The sequence below is a fragment of the Streptococcus sp. V919 genome, from assembly GCF_054353475.1.
The window spans coordinates 1-19,637 of the sequence record NZ_JBTHHY010000002.1; the positions used below are offsets into that span (position 1 = coordinate 1).

Below are 19,637 nucleotides of genomic sequence, written 5' to 3' on the forward strand. Positions count from 1 at the left end.
AACAGGTTTTTTTAACTTTTTTAAAATCCTATCAACCTTAACCGCGATACACTCATAGTCCGTACGGGATTCGAACCCGTGTTACCGCCGTGAAAAGGCGGTGTCTTAACCCCTTGACCAACGGACCCTGAGCTTTTCAACTCTTTCTATTATACCTACTTTTTGTCGCTTGTCAAGATATTGGGTTTATTTTTTCTGAAATTTTTTTCTATTTTTTCATAGATTAGTTTTTATAATAAGAAAGAGAGGATATAATGTTATCCTCTCTTGTATCTAGCCTACTAATATTTTAGTTTTCTTCAGCCATTTTTGATTTGACTTCATCATATGATAGCGCACGTGATTCTTCTTCTACTTCTTCAGGCATTTTTCCTGTTTCGTAGAGAGATTTAATTTGTGTACTATCCAAGGTTTCATATTTCAACAAAGCTTCTGCAATCAATTTATGCGTTTCACGATTTGATTGAATAATTTCAGCTGCTTTATTGCGTGCTTCATTCAATAATGAACGAACTTCTTCGTCAATTTCATAAGCTGTACGCTCTGAAATAGATTTTTGTGGAGTTTGAGCACCAAACATTGCATGATTTCCTTCATATTGAACAGGTCCAAGTTTTTCACTCATACCATACTCAGTAACCATAGCACGCGCCATCTGTGTAGCTTGTTCAAAGTCGTTTGATGCTCCAGTTGTTTGAACGTTAAAGATGATTTCTTCAGCGACACGTCCACCCATCAAACCTGCTAATTGTTCTTTCATATCTTCTTTAGATAGTAACATTTGATCTTCTTTTGGAAGAGCAATCATGTAACCACCCGCACGACCACGAGGAACAATTGTCACTTTATGCACTACACGTGCGTTTGATAAGACCAAACCAACAATAGTGTGTCCTGCTTCGTGGTAAGCAACCATTTCACGTTCTTTTTGAGAAACTGTTTTATCTTTTTTAGATGGTCCAGCAATAACGCGATCCTCAGCTTCATCAATATCAGAAGCATCAATCACTGATTTATTACGACGAGCTGCAACTAAGGCTGCTTCGTTCAACACATTTTCCAAATCAGCACCAACAAAACCTGGAGTTTGTTGTGCCACTAATTTCAAATCTACGTCTTCTGCTAAAGGTTTATTTCTAGCATGTACTTTCAGAATCGCTTCGCGTCCCTTAACATCTGGACGACCTACTAACACTTTTCTGTCAAATCGTCCTGGACGGAGAAGGGCTGGATCAAGAACATCTGAACGGTTTGTTGCCGCAATAACGATAATTCCTTCATTTCCTTCAAAACCATCCATCTCAATCAAAAGTTGGTTCAAAGTTTGTTCACGTTCATCGTTACCACCACCAAGACCAACACCACGTTGGCGACCAACGGCATCAATTTCATCAATGAAGATAATAGCTGGTGCTGCTTTTTTAGCGTCCTCAAAGAGAGAACGTACACGACTTGCACCGACACCGACGAACATCTCCACGAAGTCGGAACCTGAAATACTAAAGAATGGTACACCAGCTTCTCCCGCAACCGCTTTGGCAAGTAATGTCTTACCAGTTCCCGGAGGTCCTTCTAAGAGAACACCAGCTGGAATACGAGCACCCAATTTTGTAAATCGTTTTGGATCTTTCAAAAATTCAACAACTTCAACAAGTTCTTGTTTTTCTTCTTCAGCTCCGGCTACATCTGAAAAGCGAACTTTAATATCCTCTTTATTAGCAGCTTTGGCTTTGCTACGTCCAAAACTCATCGGATTACGCCCACTATTTCCTCCCATATTTCCCATCATAGAAAATAGGAAGAAGAATAAAATGGCAAATGGTACTACTGAAACCAGGATGTTAATCCACATACCACTTGAACTTTCATGTTTCACTTCAATTTGTGTTTGATGTTCGCCAGCCAGTTTTTGTAAATCCGCTACAGTAGTATCTGATGGAAGGATAATACTAGTAAATTTCTCTACTTTTGTTGCAGAAGGTGTGAAAAACTGAATACCTGTTTCCGGCTGTTCTGTCTTAGCATTTTTGTAGACACCAGACACTTCAATAACACTACCACTTGGTTGATAGGTCATTTCTTTTACATTGTCGTTGGTGATTTCCTGCACCAATTCTGAGTATTTAATTTGTTGACTATGACCTGCAGCTCTTCCAGCAAAGAAGTACTGGAAGCCAGTGACTATCAAGAATATCATCAACAAATAAAGAAATGGATTTTTTATAAAACCATTATTTTGTTTTTGCATTCAATAACTTACCCTTCTATTTTGAGTAAACTTCCTCTTTCAATACACCTACATAAGGAAGGTTACGATAATTTTCATTATAGTCTAAACCATAGCCTACAACAAATTCATTCGGAATTGTAAAACATGTATAATCTGCTTCAATTTCTACAGTACGGCCTTCTGGTTTATCTAACATAGTTACAATCTTAACAGATGCCGCTTCTCTAGCAGTAAACATATCTCTCAAACTTTTCAAGGTTTGACCAGTGTCGATAATATCTTCCACAAAAACAACATGTCTACCTTTAATATCTTGAGTTACATCTTGTTTGATATTGATAACACCGCTACTTACAGTACCACCATGGTAGCTAGAAACCATCATAAAGTCCATTTCAAGATGTGTATCAATATATTTAACTAATTCTGCCATGAAAGGAATAGATCCTTTTAAAATTCCAACTAAAATTGGATTTTTCCCTTCATAATCTTTTGTTAATTGAGCACCTAATTTCTTAGCAGCTTCTGTAATTTCATCTTGTGAAATCAAAATCTTCTTGATATCTTGTTCTAACATGATTTTACCTATCTATTTTTTCTATATAAAGTACAGTGTTCATTATATCATTTTTCATTTTTATACTCAAATCACTGAGTTCAATTCCTAAAATTGAATAAATTTGTCCAAATTGCTCAACAATAATAGCATTTTCCCGTTTTTCTGTAGGAATTTTTAAATCAATAAAAAGTCGTCTTAATTTTTTTCGATGACCATTTTTTATCAAATAATCACCGGACTTTCGATGCCTTAAAATCAACGATGTTTCACGAGAAACATTTATCTTTTGAACATTTTCCCCTTTTAGAGGGATTCCAAATGAAAATAAATAACCTTCATAATGAACTTGATTTTGATAGTTTAACACACACTCATTACTTTTTTCATCAGACTTTGGTCTGATTTTACAAATTTGAAAGTGTTGATATCCTTTTATAAGTTCATATCCATTTTTTAATCGATGACGATATTGACTCTTGGTTCTTAAAATATGATGGACCTGTCGGAATTGTTCTCTTGTAATACTTAAATCTGGAAAATGACTAAGATATTGTTGTAGTAAAACTCGCTGTGTTGCTTCTGAAAACGATAGAAATTGAGTTAAATCTTCTACATCAATCGTTTGAGAAAATTCAGCCAGAGCAATTTGATAATCAGATACTTCTTTTCCAAACTCTAAAAATGTCTTTTTTATCTGAGTATTTTCTGTTTCTAATTGTGGTAGATAGAGATTTCGAATACGATTGCGAAAATAGTGATTTTCTTTATTCGTCGCATCTTCAAAATGCTTGATTTCAGGAAAATCTTTCTTATAAAAAGACAGTAGTGGACGAATCAACTCTCCCTTTTCAAACTCTTGTCTTTCTTTAATAGCTGATAAGTGTTGTAATCTAACACCCCTAATTATTCTCATAAAAATCGTCTCAGCCTGATCATCTGCATGATGAGCTGTTACAAGAGCTGTGGAGGAAGTTTCCCTCATCATTTCTCTAAAAAATTCATAGCGAAATTGACGAGCATTTGCTTCTGAAAAATCTCCAGTAAAACAAGCTACATAAATTGGGACTCCAACTTGTTCTGCCAGTTTTCTTAATTCATATTCTTCAATATCTGATTCTGGTCGTTGTTTATGATTCACATGAGCTAAAAATAATTCAATCCCAAGTTCTTCTTGATAGGTTGAAAGGAGATGAAAGAGAAACATCGAATCCAACCCACCAGACAAGGCTAGTAGAACTCTTGAATGATGTCTAAAATAACCTTTTTCTAAAAAATGATTTAAAAATTCTCGGTCTCTCATTTTAGGACCTCGTAGACATCCTTAGCAATTTTAGAAATGGTATCATAATCAGAATTTTTAGTAAAAATCGAAATAATGAAAGGAGAATCTGTATAGACTACTGCCACATCATGTTTAAATTCATCTGCATCCCCAATTTTATGGGCTACCTTAGCAGAAATATTTTTAGCAATACGTTGATTATCAAAAGAAGTCTGCGATAGTGATTCTAAAACAAAACCATTTTGATTATAAATAGATTCCATAACTTGCCCAGCCATTTTAGCTGAAGCTAACTTATCATTTACATCCCATTCATTACCAGCAACCCTAGTCATCTCTTTTTTGAAGACGTCATCTGATTTATTCGTAATATAATAACCAAGAATATTATGAGCCACATTGTCAGATTCTTTCGCTGTTTTTGTAATTAAATCTTTGATAGTGTATTCTTTATTATCAGCTGTTTTAGAGAGACTTCCACTTCCTTCCGGTTTATAAGAACCAGGGAAATCATTAACTTCAGAAACATACTTTAATTTCGTGTCAAGTTGATAATCACCTTGATTGATTCTTTCCTGAACATAATAAAGATAAGGTAATTTCATAACACTAGCAGCGTACATTTTTTGCTCTTCGTTAATCCCAGCTTCCTTACCTGTACTCAATTGTTTAACATAAATAGAAAACTGTTCATTTTGATAATTTGCAGATAGTAACTCTTGTACTTTCTGGATTCTATTATCATCATTAGAAATATAATCCGTCGAAATCCAACCAGCTTGTTTGATATGTAAGAATTCACGACCTTCAGCAAAAACAGACATGTCTGCTTCAACCTCTTGATAAGGTGCCAAAGTAGATTTTAATTCTTGTTTATCATAAGGACTATTATAGACAACAAATTCAGGTTCTAACCACACTCGTTTAGAAAAATTATTGACGATCGAACTATCATATAAAAGTCGTTTATCAGCCATCACAAATTGATTATTAGACAATTTAAAGACAGGATGTCCTTGTTTATTTAATCGCCATTCTAAAATAGATAATTTTGTATCTGCATTGACTTTTCCTGATTCTTTAATTAAGTCTTCTGTAGAATAAACAGGCGTTTCACCATAAAATTTTGGAGATTCTATAACATCTTGATAATAAAAATGATACGAAGCGTGGGTTAAGGAATAAACTTCTTGGTTCGGAATGATAACTGGATTCTCAGTGCTTACTACTTGAACACTTTTTAGAAAAATTGGAAGTAGTAATATCACTAAAAATTTACGCATTCTTTTTCCCCTCTTCTTCTTGCAGTCGTAACAGATGATTTTTTTGAGCTAATTCATCTAATTTTTCATCTGATTGACTTAAAAATTGTTCAACAATCTTTAATAAATTTTCCATTTCACATTACCTAGGAAGCAAGTCCGGAATTGTATAAACTTCCTCCCATGATTTCGAATAATAATATTTTGCACGGGAATATTTAGCTGCATAGGATTCGTCTTTTAGCTTAGTTGCTAAACTAGCTTCTTTATCCTTCTCATCACTCAAATCCTGGTATTGTTTTTTCAAATCCGTTAATTGCTGACGACGTGTTAGTAATTGTTGATAACTTTGTGCTAAATTATAAGTTGGCAAGATAAATAACAACATTATCAAAATCAAAACCCATCCCATAAAACGATTGCGTTTTTGACGTTCTTCCATCATGTATTTACGTCGTTGGTGTTCATTTTGAATAAAAGAGTTATTCATTTGGACTATTTTTTTATACATCGCCTTCTACCCTTGTTTCACTAATAATTTCATACATTCCAGCTGCATCTTCTTTTTTAGTGCTATCTTTCATTTCCAGCACCTTTACAACCAACAATTTATTTCCAAAGCGAATTTCAACCTGATCATTGAGTTTTAAATCTGTTGAACTTTTAGCAAGGATACCATTTACCTTGATTCGCCCCTTATCTGCAACTTCCTTAGCCACCGTACGGCGCTTTATAATTCGTGATACTTTTAAATACTTATCTAATCTCATCTTAATACCTCAAATTATTATTGTACCATTTTTATCCCTTTTATAGAAGAAAAAAGGTAACTCCTAATGTGACTCTTTTGATTCTTTTATCTTTGCTAACGATTCTCCGAAAGTTAAAAGACCTTCTAAAATCTCATAATCTTTTTTATTTCGAATATCAAAAACAACTTCTATTAAACCTTGATTTTCTGAAATATTGGCCTTCAAATTTGTCTGAGAAAGAGCCTGGAAATAATCTTGTGTTAAAAATAGTTGTTGCGATATTTTTTCAAACTGAATGACAAGCTTATTATTCTTTCTTTCTACACGATTGACAAATACTTTATCAAGATATGCTTTGGCTAATCCAATTTCTAAAAGATAAGCAACCACATCTGGATATTCTCCAAATCGGTCTATCAACTCATCTTGTAATTCTTCATAGTTGACACGGTTGTCAATCTGACGAATTCTCTTGTAAATTTCAATTTTATGGTGCTCATCTGATATGTACTCATCTGGAAGATAGGCATCAATTTGTAGAATTAACTCAGCATTTCCTTTTTCACGTTTCTTGTCAATTCCATTTTTCTTAGCAATTGCTTCCTCAAGTAACTGAGAATACAATTCAAAACCAACTGAATCGATAAAACCAGACTGCGAGCTACCTAAAAGATTTCCAGCTCCACGAATGGATAAATCACGCATAGCAATTTTGAAACCAGAACCTAATTCGGTGAAACCTTTGATGGCTTCTAATCTCTTTTCTGAAACTTCTGTCAAAGATTTGTCTGGTCGGTACATGAGATAGGCATAAGCAATTCGATTGCTACGACCAACCCGACCTCTTAATTGATATAAGGTGGACAGACCCATATGATCTGCATTTTCAATAAACAAGGTATTCGCATTTGGAATGTCTACCCCTGTTTCAATAATTGTCGTAGTTACTAAAATGTCATATTCGCCTTCAATAAAATCAAGTAATGTATTCTCTAAACGAATTTCACTCATTTGACCATGAACAAAACCAATAGATGCTTCAGGAATCAGCTCTTGTAATTCTGAAACCTTCTTTTCAATCGTGTCAACTTTATTGTAAAGATAGTAAACCTGACCACCACGATCGATTTCTCTCAACACAGCATCACGAATCACACGATCATTCTGTTCAAGAACATAGGTTTGAACAGGATATCGATTGGTTGGAGGGGTTTCAATGACAGATAAATCTCGGATACCTAGCATAGACATATGAAGGGTTCGAGGAATTGGTGTAGCTGTCAAGGTTAAGACATCAACCTTCTTTTTTAATTCCTTGAGTGCTTCCTTATGCTTGACACCAAAACGTTGTTCTTCATCGATGATAATCAATCCTAAATCTGCAAATTCAACATCTTTAGATAAAACTCTATGAGTTCCTATCAAAATATCCACTTGTCCTTTTTTCAATTTTTCAAGTGTTTCAGTCTGTTCTTTTTTACTTCTAAAGCGACTCAAAACATCTACGTTTACAGCAAATTGCTCAAATCTTTCCTTAAAATTATTGTAATGTTGCTGCGCAAGAACGGTAGTTGGTACTAAAACGACCACCTGTTTATGATCATTGACAGCTTTAAAAGCAGCTCGCATGGCAACTTCTGTCTTACCAAAACCAACATCTCCAACTAAGAGCCGATCCATTGGTTGAGGTGCTTGCATATCTTTCTTAATTTCTTCAATACTTCGAAGTTGATCTTCTGTTTCAACATAGGGGAAAGCTTCATCAAAAGCAACCTGGTCTTCGTCATCTTTTGAAAATGCATGTCCTTTCAGTTGGCTCCTCTCAGCATACAGTTTAATTAAGTCATCCGCAATATCTTCAACTTGATTTTTAACTTTTTGGTTAGCTTTTTTAAAATGTCCATCATTTAACTTATTTAGCTTTGGAGCTTTTCCATCACTTGAAACATACTTAGATAAGGTTTGGATTTGTTCTACAGGAATAGAAATTCGATCTCCATTTTGATATTGGATACTCACATAATCTCGATGAATTCCTTTGATTTCAATCGTTTCGATTCCTAAATACTGCCCAATACCATGAATTTGATGAACGACGTAGTCTCCTTTTTGGAGCTCATTATAATCCTTTAATCGCTCAGCATTACTGATATTTTGTCTTCTATATTTACGCTTAATCTTCTTCTTAAAAATTTCATATTCAGTGATAAATACAAGATTTTCATCTACAAAATGAAAGCCATGACGAAGATTTCCTTCAACAAGATTGACAGTTCCTTTACAGATTTCACTTCCATTACTATTGTCAACCTTAATTTCGTATTCATCTAAAATTGTTGACAGTTTTTTGAGTTCAGTTTTGCTACTTGATTGAAGAACAATCGTATATTTTAATTTTTTATAACGTTCAATTTCTTCTTTCAAAAAAGAAAATTGATTGAAGAACTCTTGCATTGGATACTGATTAAATTGATAAAGATGATCAAATTTTAGATTTCCAAGACCTTTTTGAAAATTCGAAAAGAAAGTCACTGGTAAATATTTTTTGAATCGACTTTCTACGTCAGCAAAATATTGTAAACTTGATACAGCTTTACTATTGTGTAAATCTTCTGTAAAGTAGTTAGCTGTCTCCTTATCAAAAATATCATACTGATTCATGATTTTTTGAAAATCATCAAAGATAAGAGGTACTTCTTGTAAATAGTCTAACAGCGTCCATTGTTTTTTATAAAAAATAGACAAAAATTTACGAATATCAGCATGAAGAACTTGCTCTTTTGCACTACTATAGACTTCCTCTAGATATGACTTTAATGTAGGTGAAATAGTTTTATCAATCTCATGTTCTAAGAATTGTTGACCACGATTATAATCATTAACAGTCAGTAAAATGTCATTAGCGGGATATATAGAAATTTCAGAGCGACTTTCCTTTGATAACTGTGTATCTGCATCAAATTCTCTTATACCATCAATTTCATCACCGAAAAATTCTATTCGGTAAGGAAATATTTGTGAGGTTTCAAAGATATCTAAAATATCTCCTCGAAGACTGAATTCACCTTGACTTTGAACTTGAATAACTTTCTTATAACCAAGTGCAGTTAACTGATTTTTTAATTTTCTTTGTTCGCACTCTTGTCCAACTTCAAGCTTTAAAACACTATCATCGAAAATCTTAGGATCTGGTAAGAATATGCGGCTAGCTGCGACGTTACAAACTAAAATCCCTCTTTGAGACCTATCTCTTAGAAAGCGTAAGGCTTCAATTCGAGAAAAAATCTTTTCTTGAGATGATATTAAAAATTCTACCATAGGTGAATCATCTACCAAGAATGGATAGACCATATCAGAACCGAGGATAGAAATTAAATCATTCACCAGACGTTCAGCCTCTCCATATGTAGAGGTCATTACTAAAATCTTGTTATGATTTTTAACACTACTTGCAATTGCTAAAGACTTTGCTGAACCAGAAAGACCTAGTAATAATTGTCTTTGTTTAAGAGATAAATGCTCATTCCATGATTGTATCTGCTTGTTTTCAATAAAGAAATCTATTAATGTCATTTCCTTACCCATTGTATTTCTGCATTGTTTTTTCAAAGTTTTTCTCTTGTAAATAGTAATTTACAGCATCGTTAACCTTGTCAATAGACTGTAAAATACCGATGTAATCTTCTTGATCAAACTTGCTCAAAACATGGTGAACAACAGACATTCCTTTTTTAGGTCTCCCAATACCAATCTTTACACGATTGAAAACTTGCGTCCCAATATGTTGAATAATCGACTTGATTCCATTATGACCACCAGCTGATCCTTTAGCTCGAAGACGAATTTTCCCAACTTCCATATCCAGGTCATCGTAAATGATTAGTAAATCTTCAATATCCAAACCATAGTAAGTTAATAAGGCATGTACAGCTTTTCCACTCTCGTTCATAAATGTTGTTGGTTTCACAAGATAAATTTTTTCCCCATTAAGAAAAAATGAGGCTAACTCAGCTTGGAATATCTTATCGTGTGTAAAAGTGACATTCTGTTTTTTAGCCAATTGGTCAATCAACATAAAACCAACATTATGCTTTGTCTCAAAATATTTATCTCCTGGATTTCCCAATCCTACAAGTAATTTTGTCATTTATTTTTCCTTTCAAAAGCCAAAAGGGTTGGAATTTTTTTCCAACCTAATTGACACTATTTAAAATGTTAATTAAACGTTAAAGCGGAATTCCATGATATCGCCATCTTGAACGACATAGTCTTTTCCTTCTTCACGCAAACGTCCAGCTTCTTTTACAGCCTTTTCAGATCCGTATTTAATCAAATCATCATAAGACATGGTCACTGCACGAATAAAGCCTTTTTCGAAGTCAGAGTGGATGATACCAGCTGCTTGTGGAGCTTTCATGCCACGTTTAAAGGTCCAAGCACGAACCTCTTTTTCACCAGCTGTGAAATAAGTCCCAAGTCCAAGTAAATGGTAAGCTGCACGAGTCAACTTATCCACACCTGATTCTGTCAACCCAATGGCTTCAAGAAACTCTTTTTTATCTTCATCATCTAACTCAGAGATTTCTTCTTCAGCACGCGCAGAAATCACAACCACCTCTGCATTTTCTGTTTCTGCGAATTCACGAATTTGCTTCACATAATCAATAGAGTCTGGGTCTCCAACAACATCCTCATCCACATTCGCTACATAAAGAACTGGTTTAGTCGTTAAGAGGAAGAGACCTTTAACAACTTTTTGTTCTTCATCTGTGAATTCAATGGTACGTGCTGATTTACCGTCTTCAAGAACTGGTTTAATCTTTTGGAGAACGTTAAATTCTGCAACTGATTCCTTATCTTTTTGCGTACGTGCCATCTTTTCCACTCGCGCATAACGTTTATTGACTGATTCTAAATCAGCAAGAATCAATTCTAGGTTAATGGTATCAATATCTGCTAATGGATCTACAAAAGCATCTTCACGACCTTGCTCACGCATGACATTTTCATCATCAAAGGCACGAACCACATGAACAATGGCATCAACTTCACGGATATTGGCCAAGAATTTATTTCCCAAACCTTCTCCTCTTGATGCTCCTTTTACAATCCCTGCAATATCTGTAAATTCAAAGGTTGTTGGAACTGTCTTTTTAGGAGTAATCATTTCCGTCAATTTTTGGAGGCGTTCATCTGGAACTTCTACCATTCCAACGTTTGGATCAATCGTCGCAAATGGATAGTTTGCAGCTTCTGCTCCTGCTTTTGTAATTGCATTAAATAGAGTTGATTTACCAACGTTTGGCAAACCCACGATACCTGCTGTTAAAGCCATAGTTTCTCATTCTCCGTTCACATTTCAATCTTCAATATTATAACACAAAAAGGGAAAACTTGCTAACCCTCCAAGTGAGTGTCTCTAATCAATGATTTTGTTCATTTTTCTTTCAAAATCATAGCGACTCATCATAACCACATGATCACAATTACTACATTTTATCTTAATATCTGCCCCTACACGTGTAATCTCCCAACGATTAGCTTTTTTACCAGTTGATTTGATTGTACAAGCGTGTGGTTTTTTCATTTCAACAAAATTTCCAACTTGATACATAGCTAGTCTCCTTTTCTATTTTCGATTATATCATAAAAGAGGCGAGCTAAGCTCAACCTCTTTCCATTAATTTGTACGAACTGGTGTAATCAGCTGCATGAAATCTTCATCTGTATCAGCTGGTACTAGAGTAAATGGACGAACTGATGAGATAAAGCTGATTGTAACCTTTTCGCTGTTCAAGGCTTTTAGTGCTTCAATCAAGTAAGTTGGGTTAAAGCTAATCGTCAAATCTTCACCAGATACAGCAATTGTATCGATTTCTTCGTTTACTTTACCAACTTCTGGAGAATTTACATGTGCTGTAACCACTCCTTGTTTGATTTCTAATTTTACAGTACCATTTTGGGTTGCACTTGATAAGAGACGAGCACGTTCCATAGATTGACGTAGATTCACAACGTCAAAAGTCACTGTCGTATTAAAATCTGTTGGAATCAAACGATCGGTATCTGGATAATTACCTTCTAAGAGACGTGTATAGAAGCTAATATTTTCACTTCTAAAGAGAATTTGGTTATTTGCAAAGAAAATCTCTACTGTTTCGATATCCTCTGTAAAAACAGCTGAAAATTCGCGTAGAGAGCGACTTGGGATGACAACATCAAAATCATCACTATTTTTCTCAAGCGTCAATTTCTTCTGACTGAGACGGTGTGAGTCTGTCGCAACTGTTTTTAATTCTTTATGATTACTCAAGACAAAGTGTACACCAGTCAAGATTGGACGACTTTCTTGAACACTAGCTGCAAAGGCAGTTTCGTTGATAATCTTTTTAAGAAGCTTTGTTTCAAGAACTAAAGGATTACTTGCTGCAATTTCCTGGATACGTGGATACTGCTCGCTATCTTTTCCTTTAAGCGTAATCTCTGATTTTCCACTTGTTAATACAATTTGATTTTGTTCAATTTCTTTGAAGTCAAGAGTTACATCTGGAAGACTAGATACAACATTGATAAAGAATGAAGCTTCTAAAAGGATAGAACCTAAAGAGTTAATCAAAAGACCTGCATTTTCATCTTTTTGAGAAATAAAGTTCTCGATTGAAATTTGACCATTTGATCCAATCAATGTAATTCCTTCGTTAGTAACATCGATTTTGATAGTTGATAAAACAGGAATAGCATTTTTTGAACTAATAGCACGTTTAGTAATATTTAATGATTGCAGGAATAAATTTTTATTAATAGAAAAATGAATCATGGAATCTCCTTTATTTATTTTTATTATTAGAAGGATAATAGTAATAATAGTCTGTGTGAAATCTGTGGAAAACGAAGTTTAGCTTAGAAAAATCAAGAAGTTATACTTGTTTAAAAAATGTGAATAAATCAGTAACATTTTAAACACTTATCCACAAGTTATTTAATTTTCTTTTTGATGGTTTCGATTTCTATACGTAATTTATCATCAGTTTCAATCATAGATTTGATTTTTGCATGAGCATGAATGACGGTTGTATGATCTTTACCACCAAATTCTTTCCCGATTTTTGGAAGACTGTTATCAGTTAATTCTCTAGCTAGGTACATAGCAACTTGACGAGCTAGAACAATATTCTGAACACGTCTAGTTCCTTTCATCTCCTTGACGCTGACGTCATAAAAGTTACCGACTTCCTCTTGGATTTTTTCAATCGGAATAACGATCATGGTGCTGACGCTTTGTTTTCGAGCACGGATAGCTTCTGATGCAATATCCACAGTTATAGTGTTGATTTGTTTAACTTTAGCCATGAGACTAATATCTTTAAGGGCACCTTCTAATTCACGTACGTTTGAATCAAACTGGCCAGCCAAATATTCGATTGTGTCAGGTTGAAAATGATAATCTAAATCCTCTGTTTTACTGTTTAAGATAGCGATACGAGTTTCAAAATCCGGAGGTGTAATATCTGTCGTTAGACCCCATGAGAAGCGCGTGACAAGACGTTCAGGTAGGTTTTCTAGTTGTTCAGGTCTACGGTCACTAGTCAAAACGATTTGTTTATTATTATTGTGCAGAGCATTGAAAGTATTAAAAAATTCATCTTGGGTTTGCACTTTTCTTCCACTAAGTGATTGGATATCATCAATAAGAAGGAGATCTAGGCTTCGATAGGTTTTTTTAAAATTATCCATATCGCTGAGTCTTAGATGCTCTAAAAATTCATTAATAAAAGTTTCGGCAGGGATGTATTTTACACGCGCGTTAGGATTTTTTTTGAGAATTTCATTCCCTAAAGCATTGAGTAAGTGCGTTTTTCCAAGACCAGGTCCCCCATATATAAAAAGTGGATTATAAGTTAGTCCAGGATCTTCTGATACAGCTAAAGCAGCGGATTTAGCCCAAATATTTCCATCACCTTGGATAAAATTATCAAATGTATAGATATCTCTTAATCCTGTTTCTGAATAAGGAATAGATTTTATAGTTTGTTCTTGTTGAAGATTAGAATTCTCAACAGTTGTTGTTATTTCGGAGGTACTAGAATCTTCCTTGGTCAATACATATTGTGCTTTTATTTCAGTGTCATAGATTTGGAAACCGACAGCTACAATAATATCATTGAGTTTTGTACTCCAAACCATTTCCATTTCAGATCTTGGCAAAAATATGGTAGCTACATTTCCCTCGACCTTTATTAATTCAGCAGGTGTTGCGTAGAAATCAAACATTGATCGTGTCAATCTCTCTTTAGCTAATTCTAAAATCTGATTCCAAAATTGTTTTTCTTTCAACAACAAACTCCTCCTTTTCTAAAAGGTATAATCTTACACCTATTTTATCATATAGCAAGCATTTTTTCCACAACTTGTGAAAAACAATCCACAATGTTTAAAAGATTTATCCACAAGCTGTGGATAACAGCTATTATTTATGATTTTATTGGTTTTATTTATATTGATTTGGTGGATAAGTCTGTGAGTTGAGAAAAATAAAATAACAGCCTTATTTCAGGCTGTTAATAAAACGTTGGTACTCTTCTTGATTATGAAAAGAGATAGTTATTTTTCCTGCCTCTTTTTTTTGAAGGACAATTTGGACATCTAATCCCAACAATTTTTTTAAATTTTCTTCTTCTTCTTTGATAAAGTAATCTTTTTCTCTGATTTTCTTCTTCTTTTTTTCCTCTTGAAGTAAATGTTCTACTTGCCGAACTGATAAATCCTCTGTCTGAATACGATGAAGTAATTTTTTTTGTTCTTCAACAGGTAGCTGGATTAGGAGTCGAGCATGTGCTTGAGATAATTTTCCAGTTTCTACTTCCGTTAGAATAAAATCAGGGAGCGTAAGTAAGCGAACAAGATTAGTAATATAGGGACGTGATTTTCCCATTTTGTCAGCAATTTCTGCATGAGTATACCCTTTATCAATTAAAGATTGATAAGCTTTTGCTTCCTCAATCGGATTTAAGTCTTCCCGCTGCAAATTTTCAATGACTGAGTGAATCATCATATCTTGATCAGAAAGTTTTTTGATGATTACAGGTACCTCTGAAAGTCCAGCTGCTATGGATGCACGATACCGTCTTTCTCCAGCTAGAATTTCGTATCCAATAACTGGAGATTGACGGACGATAATGGGTTGAATTAATCCATTTTCTTTGATAGATTGAGCAAGTTCTTTTATTTTTTCTTCTGAAAATTCTTTACGTGGTTGATAGGGATTTTTTTGAATATCACTTATACGAATGAGTTTAAATTCTTCCATGTTTCTACAGTATCACAACTTTGATATTCTGTAAACTATTGATTTAAATCACTAGTACTCTTGTCCAACTTGATTTTAGTTGTTTCTTCTTTACCATTACGGTAATAAGTTACAGTCATTTCATCTCCAATAGAGTGGCTATATAGAGCACTTTGTAATTCAGTAGTAGATGAAATCTTGGTATCATCTACTTTTGTGATGACATCATACTGTTGTAAATGTCCATTTGCAGGCATATTCTTTTGAACAGAACGAACAGCTACACCAGAAGTAACGTTGTCAGGAAGTTTTAATTTTTGTAGATCGGCAGTGCTAAGGTTTGTCAAATTAACCATGTGGATACCAAGAGCTGGTCGAGTTACTTTTCCATCTTTTTCCAACTGTTTGATAATATTCTTAACATCATTTGCAGGAATAGCAAAACCAAGACCTTCTACGGATGTTCCACCATTAGAGGCAATTTTACTTGATGTAATACCGATCACTTGTCCCTGAATATTAATCAAAGGACCTCCAGAGTTACCTGGGTTAATAGCTGTGTCTGTTTGGATAGCATTTGTTGAAATAGCTTGACCATCTTCAGATTTCAAAGAAACGTGTCTGTTCAAGCTTGATAAAATTCCTTGTGTCACAGTATTGGCATATTCAGAACCTAGGGGACTTCCGATTGCAATAGCTGTTTCTCCAACTGTTAGTTGATTAGAATCACCAAATTCGGCCACTGTTGTGACCTTATCTGCAGCAATTTTTACAACAGCAATATCTGAATAAGTATCAGAACCCACAATATCACCAGGAACTTTTGTACCATCTGCTAAACGAATATCAACTTTTTTAGCGCCATTAATAACGTGAGTATTTGTTACAATATAAGCAGTATCCCCTTCCTTTTTATAAATGACACCAGAACCTTCACTGAATACTTGTTCAGCATTGGTATCCGTATCAGTTTCATCAGATGTGATTAAACTGTTTTGAGAGTTTGATGAGTAAGTAATGACAGATACAACAGCATCTTTAACTTTATCGACTGCTTGTGTAGTTGAGTTTTCATTTTTTACAGCTGCTTTACTGACAGTAGTTGTAGTTGTCGTACCACTATTTTGTTTTTGACTGAGCTGTAATGTTGTAAAAGTACCTAAAATACCACTAAAAAAGCTAATGAGAATGACTAATAAAAGTTGTCCCCATTTTTTTAAGTTTTTCTTCATAGAAGAATCCTCCAAATTTATAAATTTATTTTATAAAGTTATAAAATTATTAACTTAATCTTAACTTAAAAAAGTTTAAATTTTTCACAATCTGTGGAAAATTGTTAAAAACTTGTGAATTTATCACTATTTTCCCTGTTTTTATTTGTGAATAAGGTGTGAATAAAATACGATTGTGATAAAATAGAAGCATGAAAATTAAAATTGTAACAGTTGGAAAACTAAAAGAAAAGTATCTAAAAGATGGAATTGCTGAGTATTCTAAGAGAATTTCTCGTTTTGCTACTGTCGAAATGGTTGAATTAGCTGATGAGAAGACACCAGATCGTGCTAGTGATTCTGAAAACGAAAAAATCTTGGATTTAGAAGGGAATCGAATTCTTTCCAAAATTGGGGATAGAGAATTTGTTGTTGTTTTAGCTATTGAAGGGAAAACTTTGTCTTCTGAAGAATTCAGTAAACAGCTAGAACAAGCATCTATTAATGGTTTTTCAACCTTAACCTTTGTTATCGGTGGAAGTTTAGGATTATCTAATGAAGTGAAAAAACGAGCTAACCTATCAGTAAGTTTTGGCCGTTTAACTCTCCCACATCAATTAATGCGTCTCGTATTAACAGAGCAGATATACCGAGCTTTTACCATTCAACAAGGCTCTCCTTATCATAAATAGGATTGACTATTCTTAATTATTTTGATAAGATAAACTAGTTAGGTCTCATAGCTCAGCTGGATAGAGCATTCGCCTTCTAAGCGAACGGTCGCAGGTTCGAATCCTGCTGGGATCATATACTAGATTTAACGCTGGGGTAACCCAGCGTTTTTTGTAAAAAAATGACAGTTCAGGTACAAAAATGTACAGTTGAGAATGATTGTTTATAATATAAATCACATTTTGTATAATAGATTTGTAAGTTCATTTATAAGAAAAAAGAGAAAACATTATAGGGAGATATAATGGATTTATTGAAAATACTCATAGTTATTCTTCATATTCTTATTCTAACAAATAGCTATGAACTCATTTGTAAGGCAACAAAAAAAGAAAGATATCTGTTTATTTCTTGGGTATTTATATTACAGTCTATTGTTGAAATTTTATTCTATTTAACTTCTTTACATGGATTAGGAATGGAAAAAATTTCATTTACCTGTATTATCTTTGCTTATTTAATAGGATTTAAAAAATATAATAAGTTCAAAGCTATTTTTATTAGTTTATTATTGTCTTTATTATATCAAAGTACTCATACATTTATAGCAGTAATCATATCCTCTATAACAGGTGATTCTTTCTTAATAAAATATGAAGATTTATTTTTTGTAGTGGTTTTGATGCTGACGTATTTTATCACTAAAAAAATTATTACTTATTTTCATCTTGAACTTACTTATTTTGATAAAGATTACCTTTATCCATTTTTCAAAAAGGTCATTTTAATTTTCTTTACTTTACAAGTTCTATTATTCATTTCAGATATGGTGGGTATTCATGCTCATTTTAATAATTTCAGTAGTATTTTAGCAACAATTGTCTTTATTTGTTTATTACTAATCTTCTTTGCAATGAACGCTCATAAGGTTCAAGCTGAAAGAGAGATCGCTCTAAAACAGAAGAAATTTGAACAAGAACATTTACAGACTTACACTGATGAAATTGTTGGTTTGTACAATGAAATCCGTGGTTTTCGTCATGACTATGCAGGGATGCTTGTCAGTATGCAAATGGCAATTGACAGCTGTGATTTACAGGAAATTGACAGAGTTTACAATAAAGTTTTAGTGAAAGCTAATCAGAAATTGCGTTCAGATAAATATACCTACTTTGATTTAAATAACATAGAAGATTCAGCTTTACGAAGTTTGATTGCTCAATCCATTGTATATGCACAAAATAATGATGTGGAGTTTACACTTGAGGTAAAAGATGTTGTTACAAGATTGTCAATCGATTTACTCGATCTTGTTCGTATTATGAGTGTTTTGTTAAATAATGCTGTTGAGGGTGCTGCAGAAAGTTATTTAAAACAAATGGAAGTTGCAGTGATTAAGATGGATTTAGAAACAGTTATCGTGATTCAAAATTCGTGTAGAATTACTATGACACCTTCAGAAGACTTGTTTGAACTAGGTTTTTCTACTAAAGGTAGAAATAGAGGAATTGGCCTTAATAATGTCAAAGAGATTTTGGATAAGTATGAAAATATCATTTTAGAGACAGAGATGGAAGATAGTACGTTTAGACAGATTATTAGATTTAAGAGAGATTTTGAATGAAAGTATTAATTTTAGAAGATGTTATTCAACATCAAGTCAGATTAGAAAGAACCTTGGATGAAATTTCAAAGGAATTGAATATTCCTATTTCTTATAAAACAACAGGTAAAGAACGAGAATTTAAGGAATATATCGAAAATGATGAAGTAAACCAGCTTTATTTTCTAGATATTGATATTCATGGAGTTGAGAAAAAAGGATTTGAGGTAGCACAGTTTATTCGTCGCTACAATCCCTATGCAATTATCGTATTTATCACTAGTAGATCAGAATTTGCTACCTTAACTTACAAATATCAAGTATCAGCCTTGGATTTTGTTGATAAAGATATCAATGATGAATTATTTAAAAAACGTATCGAACAGAGTATCTTATATACCAAAAGTATGCTGCTTGAAAATAAAGATGTTGTGGATTATTTTGACTATAACTACAAAGGAAATGATTTGAAAATTCCCTACCATGATATTTTATATATTGAAACAACAGGAGTATCTCATAAGTTAAGGATTATTGGTAAGAATTTTGCCAAAGAATTTTATGGGACTATGGCGGATATTCAAGAAAAAGATAAAGATACTCAAAGATTTTATTCTGCTCATAAATCATTTCTTGTTAATGTAGGAAATATTAGGGAAATTGATCGAAAAAATTTAGAAGTGGTTTTTTATGAGGAACATCGCTGCCCGATTACCCGTCTCAAGGTTCGGAAATTAAGAGATATTCTGGAGAAAAAATCTAAAAAGTGATTGACAATTA

The 19,637-nt window shown here is 33.5% G+C and carries 18 protein-coding genes and 2 tRNA genes; 4 read left to right on the forward strand and 16 right to left on the reverse strand.

Features of this window, described 5'->3' with window-relative positions:
* Window positions 1-55: 55 nt before the first annotated feature.
* The 16 genes from ACXYSK_RS06125 to ACXYSK_RS06200 all read right to left on the reverse strand — a co-directional run bounded on the left by ACXYSK_RS06125 (window position 56) and on the right by ACXYSK_RS06200 (window position 16,603).
* A tRNA-Glu gene (locus ACXYSK_RS06125) sits at window positions 56-127 on the reverse strand.
* 162 nt (window positions 128-289) lie between these two features.
* The gene (ftsH, locus tag ACXYSK_RS06130) at window positions 290-2,248 is read right to left on the reverse strand and encodes an ATP-dependent zinc metalloprotease FtsH (protein WP_458625414.1); all 1,959 of its coding nucleotides are present in this window, start codon (window positions 2,246-2,248) and stop codon (window positions 290-292) included.
* 16 nt (window positions 2,249-2,264) lie between these two features.
* A complete protein-coding gene (gene hpt, locus ACXYSK_RS06135; RefSeq protein ID WP_006150551.1) occupies window positions 2,265-2,807 on the reverse strand; it encodes a hypoxanthine phosphoribosyltransferase in 543 nt (180 codons plus the stop codon).
* Between the two features lie 4 nt (window positions 2,808-2,811).
* Window positions 2,812-4,089 carry a tRNA lysidine(34) synthetase TilS gene (gene tilS / locus ACXYSK_RS06140; RefSeq protein WP_458625415.1) on the reverse strand — a complete coding sequence of 426 codons (1,278 nt, stop codon included), beginning with the start codon at window positions 4,087-4,089 and terminating at the stop codon, window positions 2,812-2,814.
* Window positions 4,086-5,354 carry a serine hydrolase gene (locus tag ACXYSK_RS06145; RefSeq protein WP_458625416.1) on the reverse strand — a complete coding sequence of 423 codons (1,269 nt, stop codon included), beginning with the start codon at window positions 5,352-5,354 and terminating at the stop codon, window positions 4,086-4,088. The genes tilS and ACXYSK_RS06145 overlap by 4 nt, the downstream gene beginning before the upstream one ends.
* The gene (locus ACXYSK_RS06150; protein WP_458625417.1) at window positions 5,347-5,469 is read right to left on the reverse strand and encodes an SP_0009 family protein; all 123 of its coding nucleotides are present in this window, start codon (window positions 5,467-5,469) and stop codon (window positions 5,347-5,349) included. The genes ACXYSK_RS06145 and ACXYSK_RS06150 overlap by 8 nt, the downstream gene beginning before the upstream one ends.
* A gap of 6 nt (window positions 5,470-5,475) precedes the next feature.
* On the reverse strand, window positions 5,476-5,844 hold the full coding sequence (locus ACXYSK_RS06155) for a septum formation initiator family protein (RefSeq protein WP_006150553.1): 369 nt from the start codon (window positions 5,842-5,844) through the stop codon (window positions 5,476-5,478).
* Window positions 5,837-6,103 carry an RNA-binding S4 domain-containing protein gene (locus tag ACXYSK_RS06160; protein WP_458625418.1) on the reverse strand — a complete coding sequence of 89 codons (267 nt, stop codon included), beginning with the start codon at window positions 6,101-6,103 and terminating at the stop codon, window positions 5,837-5,839. Before ACXYSK_RS06160 ends, ACXYSK_RS06155 begins: the two co-directional genes overlap by 8 nt.
* Before the next feature lie 63 nt (window positions 6,104-6,166).
* Complete coding sequence (gene mfd / locus ACXYSK_RS06165; protein WP_458625626.1) at window positions 6,167-9,670, reverse strand: transcription-repair coupling factor; 3,504 nt, start codon at window positions 9,668-9,670, stop codon at window positions 6,167-6,169.
* Entirely contained in the window at window positions 9,663-10,232 is a 570-nt protein-coding gene (pth, locus tag ACXYSK_RS06170; protein ID WP_458625419.1) for an aminoacyl-tRNA hydrolase, read from the reverse strand. Before pth ends, mfd begins: the two co-directional genes overlap by 8 nt.
* Window positions 10,233-10,304: 72 nt before the next feature.
* The gene (gene ychF, locus ACXYSK_RS06175) at window positions 10,305-11,420 is read right to left on the reverse strand and encodes a redox-regulated ATPase YchF (protein ID WP_458625420.1); all 1,116 of its coding nucleotides are present in this window, start codon (window positions 11,418-11,420) and stop codon (window positions 10,305-10,307) included.
* Between the two features lie 84 nt (window positions 11,421-11,504).
* Entirely contained in the window at window positions 11,505-11,699 is a 195-nt protein-coding gene (locus tag ACXYSK_RS06180; protein ID WP_000285188.1) for a DUF951 domain-containing protein, read from the reverse strand.
* A gap of 66 nt (window positions 11,700-11,765) precedes the next feature.
* Complete coding sequence (gene dnaN / locus ACXYSK_RS06185) at window positions 11,766-12,902, reverse strand: DNA polymerase III subunit beta (protein WP_458625421.1); 1,137 nt, start codon at window positions 12,900-12,902, stop codon at window positions 11,766-11,768.
* 158 nt (window positions 12,903-13,060) lie between these two features.
* Window positions 13,061-14,419 (reverse strand): chromosomal replication initiator protein DnaA, encoded by a 1,359-nt coding sequence (dnaA, locus tag ACXYSK_RS06190; RefSeq protein ID WP_458625422.1) that lies wholly within the window; start codon window positions 14,417-14,419, stop codon window positions 13,061-13,063.
* 211 nt (window positions 14,420-14,630) lie between these two features.
* Entirely contained in the window at window positions 14,631-15,392 is a 762-nt protein-coding gene (locus ACXYSK_RS06195; RefSeq protein WP_235083589.1) for a ParB/RepB/Spo0J family partition protein, read from the reverse strand.
* Between the two features lie 35 nt (window positions 15,393-15,427).
* A complete protein-coding gene (locus ACXYSK_RS06200) occupies window positions 15,428-16,603 on the reverse strand; it encodes a S1C family serine protease (protein WP_458625423.1) in 1,176 nt (391 codons plus the stop codon).
* 191 nt (window positions 16,604-16,794) lie between these two features.
* Between ACXYSK_RS06200 and rlmH the strand changes: the two genes are divergently transcribed.
* From rlmH to comE, 4 genes are all read left to right on the forward strand, one after another.
* The gene (rlmH, locus tag ACXYSK_RS06205; protein WP_006150541.1) at window positions 16,795-17,274 is read left to right on the forward strand and encodes a 23S rRNA (pseudouridine(1915)-N(3))-methyltransferase RlmH; all 480 of its coding nucleotides are present in this window, start codon (window positions 16,795-16,797) and stop codon (window positions 17,272-17,274) included.
* 41 nt (window positions 17,275-17,315) lie between these two features.
* Window positions 17,316-17,389, forward strand: a tRNA-Arg gene (locus ACXYSK_RS06210).
* A 169-nt stretch (window positions 17,390-17,558) separates the two neighbouring features.
* Entirely contained in the window at window positions 17,559-18,878 is a 1,320-nt protein-coding gene (gene comD, locus ACXYSK_RS06215; protein ID WP_458625424.1) for a competence system sensor histidine kinase ComD, read from the forward strand.
* Window positions 18,875-19,627 carry a competence system response regulator transcription factor ComE gene (gene comE / locus ACXYSK_RS06220; protein ID WP_458625425.1) on the forward strand — a complete coding sequence of 251 codons (753 nt, stop codon included), beginning with the start codon at window positions 18,875-18,877 and terminating at the stop codon, window positions 19,625-19,627. Before comD ends, comE begins: the two co-directional genes overlap by 4 nt.
* Window positions 19,628-19,637 lie beyond the last annotated feature (10 nt).

Bases quoted from the DNA above. Each gene is read 5' to 3' on its own strand.
- ftsH (WP_458625414.1), bottom strand. From the start codon at position 2,248: ATGCAAAAACAAAATAATGGTTTTATAAAAAATCCATTTCTTTATTTG.
- hpt (WP_006150551.1), bottom strand. From the start codon at position 2,807: ATGTTAGAACAAGATATCAAGAAGATTTTGATTTCACAAGATGAAATT.
- tilS (WP_458625415.1), bottom strand. From the start codon at position 4,089: ATGAGAGACCGAGAATTTTTAAATCATTTTTTAGAAAAAGGTTATTTT.
- ACXYSK_RS06145 (WP_458625416.1), bottom strand. From the start codon at position 5,354: ATGCGTAAATTTTTAGTGATATTACTACTTCCAATTTTTCTAAAAAGT.
- ACXYSK_RS06150 (WP_458625417.1), bottom strand. From the start codon at position 5,469: ATGGAAAATTTATTAAAGATTGTTGAACAATTTTTAAGTCAATCAGAT.
- ACXYSK_RS06155 (WP_006150553.1), bottom strand. From the start codon at position 5,844: ATGTATAAAAAAATAGTCCAAATGAATAACTCTTTTATTCAAAATGAA.
- ACXYSK_RS06160 (WP_458625418.1), bottom strand. From the start codon at position 6,103: ATGAGATTAGATAAGTATTTAAAAGTATCACGAATTATAAAGCGCCGT.
- mfd (WP_458625626.1), bottom strand. From the start codon at position 9,670: ATGGGTAAGGAAATGACATTAATAGATTTCTTTATTGAAAACAAGCAG.
- pth (WP_458625419.1), bottom strand. From the start codon at position 10,232: ATGACAAAATTACTTGTAGGATTGGGAAATCCAGGAGATAAATATTTT.
- ychF (WP_458625420.1), bottom strand. From the start codon at position 11,420: ATGGCTTTAACAGCAGGTATCGTGGGTTTGCCAAACGTTGGTAAATCA.
- ACXYSK_RS06180 (WP_000285188.1), bottom strand. From the start codon at position 11,699: ATGTATCAAGTTGGAAATTTTGTTGAAATGAAAAAACCACACGCTTGT.
- dnaN (WP_458625421.1), bottom strand. From the start codon at position 12,902: ATGATTCATTTTTCTATTAATAAAAATTTATTCCTGCAATCATTAAAT.
- ACXYSK_RS06195 (WP_235083589.1), bottom strand. From the start codon at position 15,392: ATGGAAGAATTTAAACTCATTCGTATAAGTGATATTCAAAAAAATCCC.
- ACXYSK_RS06200 (WP_458625423.1), bottom strand. From the start codon at position 16,603: ATGAAGAAAAACTTAAAAAAATGGGGACAACTTTTATTAGTCATTCTC.
- rlmH (WP_006150541.1), top strand. From the start codon at position 16,795: ATGAAAATTAAAATTGTAACAGTTGGAAAACTAAAAGAAAAGTATCTA.
- comD (WP_458625424.1), top strand. From the start codon at position 17,559: ATGGATTTATTGAAAATACTCATAGTTATTCTTCATATTCTTATTCTA.
- comE (WP_458625425.1), top strand. From the start codon at position 18,875: ATGAAAGTATTAATTTTAGAAGATGTTATTCAACATCAAGTCAGATTA.